This window comes from Micromonospora sp. NPDC005163 (assembly GCF_053599835.1).
The window spans coordinates 31,167-45,517 of sequence record NZ_JBSFYP010000015.1 but is presented as its reverse complement, the minus strand read 5'-3'; the positions used below and the strand labels follow the sequence as shown (position 1 = coordinate 45,517).

Sequence of the window (14,351 nt, the reverse complement as noted above, 5' to 3'; positions counted from 1 at the left end):
TGGGCGTGCCGTCGCCATAGAATTGGTACGCCCACCCCGGCACCGTTCCACCCGCGCGTCCAGGGCCCTGAGCCTGGGATGGTCATGGTCAATCAGCCCGCCGTGCGGCGGCACCACCGCTCCCGTATCGCCTACGCTTTCGGACTGCTCGCCCTGCTCGGGGCCGTGACCACGTTCGTGGTCCTGGCCCGCGGCCCGGCGCTGTCGTCCACCCGACTGACCACTCCGGTGCCCGCACCGGAGATCACCGTGGTCGACGCCGACCCACCGACGTACGACGAACCCGGCTGGTTCGACACCCATGCCCCGGACGACCGTGCCGACGCGGCCGACCCGACCGGCCCGGCCGCCGGGGCCGGTGGCGGCGGTCAGTCCGGCGGGCGGCAGGAGATCACCGAAGCCGGTCCGGCGCGGAACACCGCGACCGACGTCCGCCGCTCGCTGTTCTGGTCCGGGATCTTCGGCCTCACCATCTCGCTGGCCGGCCTCGGCCTGGTCGGCACCCGCCGCCGGATGTGGTGAGCACCGGTCACCGCGTGCGTGTCGCCGTGGGACTAGGCGTAGCCGGGCTGGTCCCGGTCGAGGGCTGGGCCTGGGACACGATCAGCAGCACCTCCTCGTCGGCGGGCAGCATGGTGCCGGCCTCCGGTTCGGTGCCCACCACCGTCCCCGGTGGCAGCTCGGACGGGCGGTACACCACCCGGTAGGCCAGCCCGAGCCGGTCCAGCAGCCCTTCCGCGGTGGCCTGCGGCAGGCCGGCGAGCGGCGGCACCGGCTTCTCGGCCGGCGCGGTGGTGGCCGCCGGGCTGCTCGGCGTCTCACTGGTCGGCGCCGCCGAGGTCGGGGCCGCGCTGGTCGGTGCGGCGCTCGTGGCACTGGGCGGCGGCAGCGACGGGGTGGACCCCGGGTCGCCATCCCCGTCGTCGTTCTGCGCGGCGAGCACGACCCAGAGCGCGGCGCCGAGCAGGCCGGCGAGCAGGAGCGCGAGCACCCCCCAGAGGATCGGCAGCCACCAGCGTCGGCCACCCTGCTCCTCGGCGTACCACTCCCCGGAGGGCTCGGCCGGTCGGGGCGCCCGGACCTCCGCCCGCCCGGACCACGGCGCCGGGGTCGCCCGCTCGGCAGGCATGGGCGCGGTCCGGTCGGGAGGCGTGCCCGGCTGCGTCAGCGCGGAGCGGTCGATCGGCATGGTCTGATCGGGCGACGCGGCGGGACCCGACGCGGCCCGGTCGATCGGCGCGGTCTCATCCGGCGACGCGGCCCGGTCGATCGGAGCGGTCTCGTCGGGGGACCCGGTGGTGGGGGTGGCGGGCTCCTGGCGGTCGTCGCTCATCGCACGTCCTTTCCCGAACCGGGCGGGCGGCATGGCCCTCGACCGCCAACCTAACCGCCCGCACCGTCATCGGCGCGGATCCGCGGCCCGAACCGCCCGGCCCTGGTCAGAAGGGGGGCTGCGTGCCCGGCAGGCTCGGCGGCGTCTCTCCGCACCAGATGCTGACCTCGTCGTTCCAGCGGGCCGGGCCGTCCTCGGCCGGCTCCTGCCGGCTGACCTTCCCACTGCGCCCGCTGCGGTAGCGCGGGTAGAGACCCTCGTCGACCAGTTCGTCGGCGGCCTTCGCGCAGCCGTCGCCGACCACGTCCGGCACCTCCGCGGGGGGCGGCGGACCGGCAACCCGCAGCTGCACGGTGGTGCCCCGGGTCACCTCCGTACCCACGGCGGGCGAGGTGCTCTCGACCGTACGACCGGTGCCGTTGCCGAAGACCAGCCGCCAGCCCAGCCGCTGCTTGCGCAGGACATCCCGGGCCTCCATGAAATCGCTGCCGACCACCGGTGGCACGGTCAGCCCGGTCCCCCTGGTCGCGCTGGCGGAGGTCCGGGGAGCGGAGGGCGTGGTCCGGCCGGTGCTCGGCCGCGGTGCGGTGGCCCGCCCGGTCGGCGCACCGGTCGTCGTCGCCACCGCCAACGGATCCGCCGGAGGTGCGTCGTCCCCGCCCGCCAACAGCCAGCCACCGGTGGCGCCGACCGCGGCGAGGAGCACGGCGACCAACCCGCCACCCAGCAGCACACTGGCCCGGCCCGCACCGCCGCCGTCCCGGCCGGCGACGGAATCCTGCCGACCCGGGTTCGCGTCCGTCATTGCGCCCACCGCCTCATCACCGGCGACCGTACCGGTCGTCGCCCAACCCGCTGCGTCCGCGGTCCACCCCGGCGGGTAGTTGCCACTCGCCGCGCCGACGACGGGACGTTACGCTGCCCGGCATGGCCAGACGGGGCTGGGGAGTATCGATCGTGACGGCGATCGGGGTCGCTGCCGGCGCTGGCGCCGCGCAGCTTGGCTTCGGCTACGGGCTCGGTGTCATCACCTGGACGCCCACCGATGCGGGGGCCACCGACACGGCCTGGGCGGACGGCCTCGCCTGGGCCACGTGGCTCGCCGCCAGCTCCACTGTGCTCGGAGCGGTGTGCGCGCAGCGCCTGCACTCCAGGGCCGTGCCGCCGGCGGCCGAGGCGACGGTGAGCGGCCCGGGGTCGATGCCTCCCGCCGCACCGGCGCCGGAGAACGGGTCCGCGCCGGCAGAGCGGTCGGAGCCGGTGACGCCCGGAGCCGCGCGTGCGGCTGCGGTCGAGGGAACCGGCCCGACGGGCGCCACGGAGGGCGCGTCGTCACCGATGGCCGAGGTGCTGCCCAGCCAGCGTGGGAGCCTGCTGCGGCGGGTGTCCCTGGCGCTCGGCGCCGCGGTCGGCGGGCTGGTCACCGTACTTCTGGTCGCCGTACCCGCGCGGGTCGCGGTGGGCGCCGACACCGGTGCGCCGCAACGGGTGGCGGCCGTACACGCGGGACTGGGCATCCTGATCGGGGTGCTCGTCGCGCTCTGGGCGCTGCGCTCGCGCGCCGCCGCGGTGAACGTGACCGCCACGGCCGCCTGGCTCTGGCTGCTCGCGGTGGTCTCGGTGATCGACGGGGTACGCGTCGGACGCGGGCTGACCGGCGCCCAGCTCGGCACCTGGCAGCTCGACCCGGACCACCCGCGGTACTGGATCGGGGACCAGCTCTACTGGCCCGGTGCGCTGCTGGCGCTCGTTCCCGCGCTGCTGGTCGGCGCGCTGGCCGCCCGGCGAGCCGCCCGGTCGACCGGGCACCGGGTCGGCGCGGCAGCCTCCGGCGCGGCCGGTCCGCTGCTCGTCGCGCTCGCCTACCTGACCACCCTGCCGCGCTGGTCGGCGCTGGGCCCCGCGCAGCTGTCCACCCAGCTGATCGCCCCGTACGCGGTGATCGCCGGCGTCGGCGGCTCGGTGCTGGTCGCCGTCCTCGCCGAGCGGGCCAACCGGGTTCGGTCGACCGACCCGGACGCGCCCGTTCCGGTCGGAGTGGACGCGAAGCGGGCCGCCGAGCGCGACTCGACCCGGGCCGGCGAGCCCGACGCCGATCCGCTGAGCCCCACGACCGAGGCCAGCACCGGACGTGGGACGGACGCGGCCCGTGCCGCGGCGTCGGCGAGCGGGACCGTTCCGCGAAAGCGGGACGCGACCCGCGCACCCCGAGTGCCGGCACCCCGCTCGGCCCCGGACGACTCCGAGTCGACCGGGTCCATGGACGACGAGCCGGTGGAGGGCGCCGCGTCGGGCAGCCGGCGGGGCCGGTCACCGCGGCGGCCCGGGCGACCCGGCACCGACTGAGTCCCGGACAGCCGCCGATGCGCTGACGGCCGGCCGGACCGGTGGTGCGGGGTCAGTCGACCGGCCAGGTGTGGACCGGCTCGTTGCCGCGCTGGAGTTCCGCGTAGCGCTGGACCATGTGGTGCAGCGCGGCGGCCCGGTCCATGCCCCGGTGCCGCTCCGCCGCCCAGACCGCCTCGGTCTGCCAGACGGCGCCGTTGCGGCCGGTCCGGCAGCGCTGCTCGATGATGCCGAGCAACCGGTCGCGCTGCGCCGGGGCGACACCGAACCCGTCCAGGCCGGCCGCCGCGGTTGGCAGCAGCTGCTCCAGCACCAGCTTGGTGACCGGCACATCGCCGAGCCGCGGCCAGTGCAGCACGGCGTCCAGGCCGCGTCGGGCGGCGGCGTGGAAGTTCTCCTCGGCGGAGCTGAAGGTGAGCTGGCTCCAGATCGGCCGGTCCGCCTCGGCCAGGCCGCGGGCCAGCCCAAAGTAGAAGGCCGCGTTCGCCAGCATGTCCACCACGGTCGGACCGGCCGGCAGCACCCGGTTCTCCACCCGCAGGTGCGGACGGCCGTTCATGATGTCGTAGACCGGGCGGTTCCACCGGTAGACCGTGCCGTTGTGCAGCCGCAGCTCGCCGAGCTGCGGCACACCGCCGGAGTGCAGCACCTCCACCGGATCCTCGTCCTCGCAGATCGGCAGCAGCGGCGGGAAGTAGCGGACGTTCTCCTCGAACAGGTCGAAGATCGAGGTGATCCACCGCTCGCCGAACCACACGCGGGGTCGTACGCCCTGGGCCTTGAGTTCGTCCGGGCGGGTGTCGGTCGCCTGCTCGAACAGGGCGATCCGGGTTTCGGCCCAGAGCTGACGGCCGTACAGGAAGGGAGAGTTCGCCCCGATCGCCACCTGCACCCCGGCGATGGCCTGGGACGCGTTCCAGTAGTCGGCGAAACTGTCCGGGGCTACCTGGAGGTGGAACTGGAGACTGGTACAGGCGGCCTCGGGGGCGATCGAGTCGGTGTGCGTCCGCAACTGCTCGACGCCGCGGATGTCGAGCTCGATGTCCTCGCCCCGGGCGCCGACGATCTGGTCGTTGAGCACCCGGTAGCGCTCATTGGTGGAGAGATTGTCCTCGACCAGGTGCCCCTCGGTGAGGGTGGGCAGGATGCCGACCAGGACGATCTTCGCGTCGGACTTGGCCGCACGCTCGTCGGCACGGGAGAGGCTGCTGCGCAGGTCGTGTTCGTAGTCGGCGAAGCCGGTGCCCTCGATCAGCCGGGGCTCGGCGTTGAGTTCCAGGTTGAACTGCCCCAGCTCGGTCTGGAAGAGCGGGTCGGCGATGTCGGCGAGGATCTCCTCGTTGCGCATCGCCGGCTCGGCCGCCGAGTCGACCAGGTTGAGTTCGATCTCCAGACCCGTCATCGGCCGGTCGGCGTCGAAGCCGAAGTCGTCCAGCATCAGGGCGAAGACGTCCAGGCATCGCCGGACCTTCTGCCGGTAGCGGACGCGATCCTCCCGGGTGAAGGCGCCCTGCGAGACGTCCCTGCCCATATGTCCTCCCGGCGGCCGGCGCGGTCGGGATCCTGCCGTCCCGGAAAGCGCATTGTGAACCATCCACGTTAGGAGCGCCCACCTGACCGGAGCCAGGGGCCGGTACCGATGATGCGAAACCGGCCCGCGCGGAAGCGCTCGTGGCGCCATCTGTACCCCGTCGGAGGCGTGCCGGACCCGCTGGAGATGCGAACAACCCGTGACACTTCACACGCAGGTGGCGACGGCTGCCGGAGACGACGACGGGCCCGCGCCGACTTGCGGCGCGGGCCCGGCGTACCGGCGATCCGAAGGATCAGGCCTGGCGGACGGCCTCGCCCTCGATCTCGATCTTGATCTTCTTGCCGACCAGCACGCCGCCGGTCTCCAGCGCGACGTTCCAGGTCAGGCCGAACTCCTCGCGGTCGATCTCGGTGCTCGCGGAGAAGCCGAAGATGTCCTGGCCGAACGGGCTGCGGCCGACGCCCTCGAACTCCACCTGCAGCTCGACCGGACGGGTGACGTCCTTGATGGTGAGCTCACCGGTGAGCACGAACTCGTTGCGGCGGTGGGACTTGACGCCGGTGCTGCGGAACTCCAGCGTGGGGTACTTCTCAACCTCCAGGAACTCGGGGCTGCGCAGGTGCGCGTCCCGGTCGTCCTGGGTGGTGTCGATGCTGGCGGCCTGAATGGTCGCGACGACCGACGACTGCAGCGGGTCCTCGGCGATGGTGATGGTGGCGGCCGCCTCGTTGAACTCGCCGCGGACCTTGCTCACCATCATGTGTCGGGCGACGAAGCCGACCCGCTTGTGTGCGGCGTCCAGCGCGTAGGTGCCGGCCGTCGGGATGGTGAGGCCGTCCCAGTCGCGGGTAACCGCATCGATGCTGCTGGTCATGCTGATGTCCTCCAGAAGAATGTTTAGTAGCCCAACGACTGCTTGAGCAACTATAGCCACAGCAATATTCCCTGTGTCAAGTACTGGTACGATGAACGAGTGACCAACGTGTTCGAGGATCCCCGGATCACCGCCGTCGGCCTGCTCTACGAGGTGCACGCCGGGCTCTCGGCCCGGTTCGCCGCCCAACTCGACGAGCAGGGCCTCTCAGTGGTCGAGTTCGAGGTGCTCACCCGACTGGCCCGCTCGCCGGGCAACCAGCTGCGGATGACGGATCTCGCCGCCCAGACCTCCCTGTCCACCAGCGGGGTGACCCGTGTGGTGGACCGGATGGAACGCGACGGGCTGCTCACCCGCCGCGCCTGCCCGTCCGACCGCCGCAGTTCGTTCGCCGTCGTTACCGCCGCCGGCATGCAGCGGCTGGACGAGACCCTGCCCGGGCATCTCCGCATCATCGAGCAGTGGTTCACCGGCCAACTGGACCCCGAGGCCCTGGCCGCACTGCTCGACGGCCTGCGCCGGGTGCGCGACGCCGTTCACCCGTGCGCCACCGCCGGCAGCACCGACACCGCCCCCGAGCAGGAGATCGCCGCCGCCGACGGAGCTGCCCGACCCTGACCGCCGGCGACCGCCCGTCCCTGCGGGCACGGCAAGCGGTCGGCGTACGGACCGGCCTGAGCACGTGTCGCGCCACCGGCAGAAAGACCGGCAGAACTGACCTTGGCAACCGGACCTACCGCTCGGAACAGACTTTCCGCCTCGATCTCGGTGGCAGGCTTCGTGCACCGGGGATTCACCGGGGGGTGACGGCGCGGGCGAACAGCGAGGGGTAGCACCAAGGGGGCTTTTCGTCCGCGCCACTCCCGCCCGACCGTCCGCGATCATGCCGCCCCACGACGACCCGGTGGCCGGCCCGCCGCGACTACCCCACGGCCCGCCCGCCCCGGGCGGCCATCAGCGCGTAGAGCAGTCCCGACTCCTGCGGCAACAGCCGGATGCCACTCTCCTGACAGACCTGGTCGAGCCGGTCCAGGACCGCCGGGTCCGCGGTGCTCGCAGCCAACCCCACCAGCGCCTCCACCACGTCCCGCCGATCCTGAGCGGCCTCGGCGGCAGCGGCGAACCACTCGGCGGCCAGCTCCCGGTCACCCCCGTGCAGCGCCAGGTTCCCCTCGATCAACGCGCAGGTCCCCGCCTCCGGCCCACTCCGGGACAGCACCGCGTCGTCCGCGCGCGGTCGTGGCAGCCCGGCCCGCTCCACCCACGATCGCACCGGTACGGCCACCGCGACCTCGCCGATCCCCGCCCGCAGCTCGGTGAGCACCTCGTTCGCCTCCGCACCGCGACCGTCCTGGGCGAGCGCCAACCCGACCGTGCCGAGCACCCGGCGCCGATGCCCCGGATCACCCAGCTCGGACAACGCCGCCACGGCGCGTCGGCCCTGGTCGACGGCGTCGGCGTACCGGCCCTCCAGACGGGCGACCTCGGCGCGGTTGGCCCAGGCCAGCACCCGCAGCCGCTGCTCACCGCCCTCGGCGGCGAGTCGGTCGACGGCGGCCAGCCGCCGGCGCGCCGCAGCCAGGTCACCGACCCGGATCTCGTGCCAGGCGAGGCTGTTCTGGGCCACCGCGAGGTGCCGGGTCCGACCGTTGCGGGCCGCCAGCCGGAGCACCGCCTCGGCCTGCTCGCGGGCCTCGTCGTGCCCACCGACGGTGATCAGCAGCGCGCCGAGCACGGTTCGCGCCTCCAGTTCCCCGGTAACGTCGCGGGCCTGCCGGAACATGTCCAGCGCGGCCCGCGCCGTCGGCAGTTCGTCGGGACCCGCACCGTGCTCGACGGCGAGCCGGGCCACCCCGAGGCTGGCCCAGCCACGCAGGACGGGATCAGCTTGTGCGGTTCGCGGGTCGGCCAGCAACCGGCGCAGCCACTGCCGGCCGGCGACGTCGCGCCCCCGAAACCGCCACCAGCGCGTCAGGCAGGCCGCCAGGCGAAGCGCGGTCATCGGATCGTCGGTGGCCGCGTGGGCCAGCGCGGAGCTGATGTCGCTGCTCACCTGGTCCAGCCGGTGCACCGCGTCGGGCAACCGGGGGCCATTGAGGTCGGTGGCGGTCCCCGCCACCAGGCGGGCGATCACCTCCGCGTGCCGGCGCCGGACGCAGGTCAGCTCGCCACCGCCGGCCGCCTGTTCGAGGGCGAAGTCGCGGACCGCGTCGAGCAGCCGGAACCGGAACGGTCCGGTGCCGCGCACGCTCAGCAGGCCCAGTTCGACGAGCCGGTCCAGCACCGGGACCGGGTCGATCGCCACCGTGCCGTCCTGGTCGGCCTCGTCGGCGAGCATCTCCTCGGCCAGCTCCACCGACCACCGGTTGCCGAACATGGCGAGCCGCCGCAGCGCGTCCCGCTCATCCGGCGCGAGCAACCGATAGCTGGTCGCCACCGCGTCCCGCAGGGTGACCGCCGCCAGGGCCGGGGCGGCATCGGCGCTGTTCGCCGGGCGGGCGGCCGCATCCGGTCCGTCCCAACCGGGATGGACCGCCGGGTCGGCAGGCGTCGCCAGGTCGAGCACCCGGTCGCCGTACCGGTCGAGCAGCTCGGTGAGGTCGAGGAGCCGGCCCCGGGCGGCCATCAGCTCGATGGCCAGCGGCAGCCCACCCAGCCGGCGGACCAGCGCGGCCAGCGCGGGCAGCTCGTCGGCGGTGGGCGGCTCCCGACGGATCTGGGCGAGCCGGGCGGTGAACAGTGCGACCGCCGGCCACGACCCGAGCGTGGCCGGTCCAGACCGCTCGGCGTCCGGCGGCGGCACGTCGAGCGGCGCGACCGGCCAGACCCGCTCGCCGGGCAGCCCGACCGGGTGGCGCCCGGTGACCAGCACCCGCAGCGAGGGCAGCACGCCGGTCAGCCGGTGCAGTGTCTCGGCCACCGGACCGGGTGCGCGCTCCACCGCGTCCATCACCAGCAGCGCCGGACGGTCGGCGAGCCGGGCGGTGAGCTCCGGCAGCCGGGCCGCACCGAGTACGGCCATCGAGGCGGCGAGCACGTCCGGCCCGTCCGAGCCCTCGCCGATCAGCACCCCGGCGACGCCGCCCGGGTGGGCGTCGGCGGCGTCGTGCGCGACGGACAACGCCAGCGCGGTCTTGCCGACTCCAGCCAGCCCGACCAGGCTCACCAGCCGGGGACCGTGCTCCGCGGTCAGCATGGCCGCCAGCTCGGTGAAGTCGCGGTCCCGGCCGATCAGCGCGACCGGCGGTGGGAGGGCGACCGGCGGGGCGGACCCGATCGGGTCGGCTGCCGACGTGGCGGGGCCGGTGACCGCGAGGGCCGCCAGGGTGACGTCCGGTCGGGGCGGCTCACCGCCGGCCTGACCGCGGGCCGCGGCCAGGAACGCCGCCCGGGCGGCCCCGGTCAGCTCCATAGCTCCGGCGAGCAGCTCGACGGTGGTGCGCTGCGGCCGAACCGATCGGCCGCGCTCCAGGTCACGCACCGTCCGCACGCCCACGCCGGCCCGGTTGGCCAGCTCCGCCTGGGTCAGGCCGGCGGCACGCCGGTGCCCGCGGAGCAGCTCCGCCAGCCCGCTACGACCGGCCGGGCTCCGCGACCGGTCATGATCCGGAGTCATGGGCACGAAGAGTACGGATCGACTCCGACCATCGGCAGGCGAGCGTCGGGCTGCCGACGCCCACTCGCCGATATCCGACAGCGACCGCACGGCCCTGCCGGAGGCGGCGGTCGACCGGCCGCCGGCGAATCCAGCTCCGGTCAGAGGCCCAGATCGCGCGCGATGATCATGCGCTGCACCTCGCTGGTGCCCTCGCCGATCTCCAGGATCTTGGAGTCCCGCCAGAACCGGGCCACCGGGGACTCGTTCATGAAGCCGTAGCCACCGTGGATCTGGGTGGCCTCCCGGGCGTTGTCCACCGCGATGGTGCTGGCGTGCAACTTAGCGATGGCGGCCTGGCGCTTGAACGGCTCACCGGCCAGCATCCGCGCGGCGGCGTCGTAGTAGGCCAGCCGGGCGGTGTGCGCCTTCAGTTCCATGTCGGCGATCTTGAACTGGATCGCCTGGTTGGCACCGATCGGCCGGCCGAAGGCGTGGCGCTCCTTCGCATACTTGATCGACTCGTCGACGCAGCCCTGTGCGAGACCGACGGCCAGCGCGGCGATGGCGATCCGGCCCTCGTCGAGGATCTGAAGGAACTGGGCGAAGCCGCGCCCCCGTTCGCCGAGCAGGTTCGCCGCCGGCACCCGGCAGTCGTCGAAGGTCAGCTCGTGCGTGTCCGACGCGGTCCAGCCCACCTTGGAGTAGCCCGGCGCCACGGTGAACCCCGGCGTGCCGTTGGGCACGATGATGGTCGACAACTCCTTCGAGCCGTCCGGGTTCGTACCGGTCACCGCGGTGACGGTGACGAGGGCGGTGATGTCGGTGCCCGAGTTGGTGATGAACGCCTTCGAGCCGTTGATCACCCACTCGTCACCGTCCAGCACCGCCCGCGTCTGGGTGCCGGCGGCGTCCGAGCCGGTGCCCGGCTCGGTGAGCCCGAAACCGGCCAGCGCCTCGCCGCTGAGCAGCTTCGGCAGCCAGGTCGCGCGCTGCTCGTCGGTGCCGAACCGGTAGATCGGCATGGCGCCGAGCGAGACCGCCGCCTCGAGCGTGATCGCCACGCTGGAGTCGACCCGGGCCAGCTCCTCCAGGGCCAGGCAGAGCGCGAAGTAGTCGCCACCCATGCCGCCGTGCTCCTCGCCGAAGGGCAGGCCGAACAGGCCCATCTTGCCCATCTGCCGGATCACCTCGTACGGGAAGGTGTGCTGCTCGTAGTGCTCGGCGATGACCGGAGCGACCACCTCGCGCGCGAAGTCCCGCACGCTCTCCCGCAGCGCCGTTTGTTCGTCGGTGAGCCGGAAATCCATCTCATCCTCCTGTGTGGACGGGGCCGCCGGGCGCTCGTGACGCCGGGACGGTTCGCTGTGCCGGTCCGGTCGAGGGTCAGACCGGGGTGACGCCGTGCCGGCGCCGGGAGAAGTGCCGATCCTTGGTACGCGCCGCGGCGAACCGGCGGACCAGCTCGGTACGCAACTCGTGCGGCTCGACGATGGCGTCCACCACCAGCTCGCTGGCGAGCCGGACGACGTCGATGTCCTGCTCGTACTCGGCCCGCTTGGCGGCGACGAAGGCGGCCCGCTCGTCCTCGTCCGGGATGGCGGCGATCTTGTTGGCGTAGACCGCGTTCACCGCCGCCTCGGCCCCCATCACCGCGATCTTCGCGCTGGGCAGCGCGATGGTGGCGTCCGGCTCGAACCCGGGGCCGGCCATCGCGTAGAGGCCGGCGCCGTACGCCTTGCGGACCACCACGCAGATCTTCGGCACGGTCGCCTCGGAGATGGCGGTGATCATCTTCGCGCCGTGCCGGATGATGCCCTGCTTCTCCACCACGCTGCCGACCATGAAGCCGGGCACGTCGCTGAGGAAGAGCAGCGGCACGTTGAACGCGTCGCAGAGCTGCACGAACCGGGTCGCCTTGTCGGCCGAGTCGACGAAGAGCACGCCGCCCTTGAACATCGAGTTGTTGCCGAGCACGCCGACGACCTCGCCGTTGAGGCGACCGAAGCCGATGGTCAGCTCCTTGGCCCAGAGCGCCTGGATCTCGAAGAAGGACCCCTCGTCGAGCAGGCCCTTGACGTACCGCCGCAAGTCGAACGCCTGCCGCTCGCTGGCCGGCACCAGCGCGGCCAGGTCGGCCTTCGCGGGCGCGGCGACGGCCTCGGCGGCCGGCGGCGCCTGGGTCCAGTTGGCCGGCAGGTACGACAGGTAGGTCTTCACCACGTCGAGCGCGTCGGCCTCGGTCTTGCAGAGGAAGTGCCCGACGCCGGACTCGGCGGTGTGCACCTTGGCACCGCCCATGGCCTCCAGCGTGGTCTTCTCGCCGGTGACCATCTCGACCATCCGGTCGGAGCCGAGGTACATGCTGGCGTTGCCGTCGACCATGGCGACCACGTCGCAGAACGCCGGAATGTACGCCCCGCCGGCGGCGCTCGGGCCGAACAGCGCGCACACCTGCGGGATCGAGCCCGAGGCGCGCACCTGGTTCCAGAAGATCTTGCCGGCGCCGCGCCGGCCGGGGAAGAGGTCGACCTGGTCGGTGATCCGGGCGCCGGCCGAGTCGACCAGGTAGACCATCGGCACGCCGGCGCCGTACGCCCGCTCGATGATCCGGATGATCTTCTCGACGGTGCGGGCGCCCCAACTGCCGGCCTTGACGGTGGAGTCGTTGGCCATCAGGCAGACCTGCCGGCCGTCGATGGTGGCGGTGCCGGTGACCACGCCGTCGGCGGGCAGCCCTTCGGCCAGCGCATTGGCGTAGAGGCCGTCCTCGACGAACGAGCCCTCGTCGACCAGGAGCGCGACCCGCTCCCGGGCGAAGAGTTTGCCCTTGGCCGCGTTCGCCGCGTGGTACTTGTCCGCGCCGCCGGACCGGGCCCGCTTGCGCAGCTGCTCCAGCGCCTCACCGTCGAGCGTCACGCTGACTCCCTCGCCGTACTGACCTGAACGATCGTTAGGCTATCGCATTCGCGCGACGCCCGGCGACCCATGGGCGGACCGGGCAGCCGGGTGGTGCCCGGAGGCTGCGGATTCAAACCAAACATTGAAATCTATTAATCTATGTGGCTAGGCTCCTGACACCCCCTCCTCCCGGATTGGAGTCAGCGATGACCTCACGACTCAATCGGCTCGCGGTCGCGTTCGTCGCGACGGCGCTCGCCACCCTCGGCGTCACGGTCGCCAACCCGTCGCCCGCGTCCGCCGCCATGACCATCTGCTACAACACCAGCCAGGCGGGAAGCTACGCCGGCACCGCCAACCAGGCCGCCTCGATCTGGAACAACGCCACGTCGAACCTGACGCTCTCCGCGAACTGCGGCTCCAACCTGCGGATCTACCGGATCACCGGCGGCGGCTCGTACGCCGTCCGGACCAGCCTCGGCAATGGCCGGGTCTACATCGACACCCAGCAGGCCGCCCAGTACAGCGTGCTGCGAATCATGACCCACGAGATCGGGCACATCCTCGGCCTGCCGGACAACTACAACGGGAACTGCTCGCTGCTGATGTCCGGCGGCAGCGCCGGCACCAGCTGCACCAACCCGTACCCGAGCACCGCCGAGGCGAACCGGGTGAGCAACCTCTTCGCCGGCACCTTCGCCGCCACCGAGCGCAGCGCGGACCGCGCCGGAGCGGACATCTTCCGCGACAGCTGGCCGAGCATGCTCACCTCGGTGGGCTGATCGACCGGGTACGTCGGAGGGGCCGGCATCGTGCCGGCCCCTCCCCGCGTTTCCGAGCGGTCAGCTCGGCATCGGCGTCAGTCGGGTGCGGGGGCCGGCGCGCAGCACCCCGGAGGGTAGCTTCTTGCCGAGCAGGTGCTCGGCCAGCTCGGCCGCCTCGATCAGGGCGGCCAGGTCGATGCCGGTGTCGATGCCCATGTCGTGCAGCATGTGCACGGCCTCCTCGGTGGCCAGGTTGCCGCTGGCCCCGGGCGCGTACGGGCAGCCGCCCAGGCCGCCGACGCTGGCGTCGAACTCGGTCACCCCCAACTCCAGCGCGGTCAACAGGTTGGCCAGCGCCGTACCCCGGGTGTTGTGGAAGTGCAGCAGCACCGGCACGTGCGCATTGCGGTCGCGTACCGCGGTCAGCAGCTCGCGGACCCGGCGCGGAGTGCCCATGCCGGTGGTGTCGCCGAACGCGACCCGGTCCGCGCCGTCCCGGACCACCCGATCCACGATGCCGGCCACCCGCTGCGGGTCGATGTCCCCCTCGTACGGGCAGCCGAAGCTGGTCGCCACGATCACCTCGACCCGCGCGGAGGCGCCGTGCAGCAGGTCGATCAGCTCGGCGATGTCGTCCAGCGACTCGTCCGTTGAACGGTTGACGTTGCGCCGGTTGTGCGTGTCGCTGGCCGAGACCACCACCTCGATCTCGGTGAACCCGGCGGCGAGGGCCCGCTGGGCGCCCCGCGTGTTCGGCACCAGGGCCGAGTAGCGCACCCCGTCGGCCCGCACCGCCCGCCGCCACACCTCGTCGGCGTCGGCCATCTGTGGGATCGCCTTCGGGTGCACGAACGACACCGCCTCGATCCGGCGTACGCCGGTGCCGGAGAGCGCGTCGAGCAGCCGCACCTTGGCGTCGGTCGGGATCGGGTCCTCGTTCTGCAGCCCGTCTCGCGGCCCGACCTCGCGGATCGACACGGAATCTGGCAGCTGGCTCATCGGTC

Annotated in this window: 12 protein-coding genes; 4 read left to right on the top strand and 8 right to left on the bottom strand. The window is 73.0% G+C overall.

All coding sequences use genetic code 11. The features are described from left to right. Positions 1-78: 78 nt before the first annotated feature. The gene (locus tag ACWD6N_RS13105) at positions 79-522 is read left to right on the top strand and encodes a hypothetical protein (RefSeq protein ID WP_450004773.1); all 444 of its coding nucleotides are present in this window, start codon (positions 79-81) and stop codon (positions 520-522) included. Between the two features lie 7 nt (positions 523-529). On the opposite strand, the gene ACWD6N_RS13100 is transcribed toward ACWD6N_RS13105, so the two are convergent. Both ACWD6N_RS13100 and ACWD6N_RS13095 read right to left on the bottom strand, forming a co-directional pair. Beyond that, entirely contained in the window at positions 530-1,333 is an 804-nt protein-coding gene (locus ACWD6N_RS13100) for a PASTA domain-containing protein (RefSeq protein WP_354966398.1), read from the bottom strand. A 106-nt stretch (positions 1,334-1,439) separates the two neighbouring features. Then, positions 1,440-2,138 carry a PASTA domain-containing protein gene (locus tag ACWD6N_RS13095; protein ID WP_387324805.1) on the bottom strand — a complete coding sequence of 233 codons (699 nt, stop codon included), beginning with the start codon at positions 2,136-2,138 and terminating at the stop codon, positions 1,440-1,442. 122 nt (positions 2,139-2,260) lie between these two features. Here ACWD6N_RS13095 and ACWD6N_RS13090 point away from each other — a divergent pair, with 122 nt between their 5' ends. Beyond that, positions 2,261-3,679, top strand: a complete 1,419-nt coding sequence (locus ACWD6N_RS13090; RefSeq protein ID WP_387324809.1) for an RAD23 family protein — start codon at positions 2,261-2,263, stop codon at positions 3,677-3,679. A 52-nt stretch (positions 3,680-3,731) separates the two neighbouring features. On the opposite strand, the gene ACWD6N_RS13085 is transcribed toward ACWD6N_RS13090, so the two are convergent. Together ACWD6N_RS13085 and ACWD6N_RS13080 are read right to left on the bottom strand one after the other, a co-directional pair. Then, entirely contained in the window at positions 3,732-5,210 is a 1,479-nt protein-coding gene (locus ACWD6N_RS13085; RefSeq protein ID WP_354966395.1) for a glutamate--cysteine ligase, read from the bottom strand. 295 nt (positions 5,211-5,505) lie between these two features. Further along, positions 5,506-6,087, bottom strand: a complete 582-nt coding sequence (locus tag ACWD6N_RS13080) for a YceI family protein (RefSeq protein WP_354966394.1) — start codon at positions 6,085-6,087, stop codon at positions 5,506-5,508. Between the two features lie 99 nt (positions 6,088-6,186). Here ACWD6N_RS13080 and ACWD6N_RS13075 point away from each other — a divergent pair, with 99 nt between their 5' ends. After that, positions 6,187-6,705, top strand: a complete 519-nt coding sequence (locus tag ACWD6N_RS13075; RefSeq protein ID WP_354966393.1) for a MarR family winged helix-turn-helix transcriptional regulator — start codon at positions 6,187-6,189, stop codon at positions 6,703-6,705. Positions 6,706-7,009: 304 nt separating this feature from the next. Here the strand turns inward: ACWD6N_RS13075 and ACWD6N_RS13070 are convergent, their stop codons facing one another. From ACWD6N_RS13070 to ACWD6N_RS13060, 3 genes are all read right to left on the bottom strand, one after another. After that, positions 7,010-9,703: an ATP-binding protein gene (locus ACWD6N_RS13070; protein WP_450004772.1), complete on the bottom strand. Its 2,694-nt coding sequence runs from the start codon at positions 9,701-9,703 to the stop codon at positions 7,010-7,012. A 140-nt stretch (positions 9,704-9,843) separates the two neighbouring features. Beyond that, positions 9,844-10,992, bottom strand: coding sequence for an acyl-CoA dehydrogenase family protein (locus tag ACWD6N_RS13065; RefSeq protein ID WP_354966391.1), 1,149 nt, complete (start codon positions 10,990-10,992; stop codon positions 9,844-9,846). Positions 10,993-11,068: 76 nt separating this feature from the next. Further along, on the bottom strand, positions 11,069-12,601 hold the full coding sequence (locus tag ACWD6N_RS13060) for an acyl-CoA carboxylase subunit beta (protein WP_450004771.1): 1,533 nt from the start codon (positions 12,599-12,601) through the stop codon (positions 11,069-11,071). Between the two features lie 188 nt (positions 12,602-12,789). On the opposite strand from ACWD6N_RS13060, the gene ACWD6N_RS13055 reads away from it, so the two are divergent. After that, positions 12,790-13,365 carry a snapalysin family zinc-dependent metalloprotease gene (locus ACWD6N_RS13055; RefSeq protein WP_450004770.1) on the top strand — a complete coding sequence of 192 codons (576 nt, stop codon included), beginning with the start codon at positions 12,790-12,792 and terminating at the stop codon, positions 13,363-13,365. Positions 13,366-13,425: 60 nt separating this feature from the next. Here the strand turns inward: ACWD6N_RS13055 and ACWD6N_RS13050 are convergent, their stop codons facing one another. After that, on the bottom strand, positions 13,426-14,337 hold the full coding sequence (locus ACWD6N_RS13050) for a hydroxymethylglutaryl-CoA lyase (protein WP_449937392.1): 912 nt from the start codon (positions 14,335-14,337) through the stop codon (positions 13,426-13,428). Positions 14,338-14,351 lie beyond the last annotated feature (14 nt).

Coding starts and splice junctions, on each gene's coding strand:
- ACWD6N_RS13090 (WP_387324809.1), top strand. CDS start 2,261: ATGGCCAGACGGGGCTGGGGAGTATCGATCGTGACGGCGATCGGGGTC.
- ACWD6N_RS13055 (WP_450004770.1), top strand. CDS start 12,790: ATGACCTCACGACTCAATCGGCTCGCGGTCGCGTTCGTCGCGACGGCG.
- ACWD6N_RS13105 (WP_450004773.1), top strand. CDS start 79: ATGGTCATGGTCAATCAGCCCGCCGTGCGGCGGCACCACCGCTCCCGT.
- ACWD6N_RS13070 (WP_450004772.1), bottom strand. CDS start 9,703: ATGACTCCGGATCATGACCGGTCGCGGAGCCCGGCCGGTCGTAGCGGG.
- ACWD6N_RS13085 (WP_354966395.1), bottom strand. CDS start 5,210: ATGGGCAGGGACGTCTCGCAGGGCGCCTTCACCCGGGAGGATCGCGTC.
- ACWD6N_RS13095 (WP_387324805.1), bottom strand. CDS start 2,138: ATGACGGACGCGAACCCGGGTCGGCAGGATTCCGTCGCCGGCCGGGAC.
- ACWD6N_RS13065 (WP_354966391.1), bottom strand. CDS start 10,992: ATGGATTTCCGGCTCACCGACGAACAAACGGCGCTGCGGGAGAGCGTG.
- ACWD6N_RS13080 (WP_354966394.1), bottom strand. CDS start 6,087: ATGACCAGCAGCATCGATGCGGTTACCCGCGACTGGGACGGCCTCACC.
- ACWD6N_RS13100 (WP_354966398.1), bottom strand. CDS start 1,333: ATGAGCGACGACCGCCAGGAGCCCGCCACCCCCACCACCGGGTCCCCC.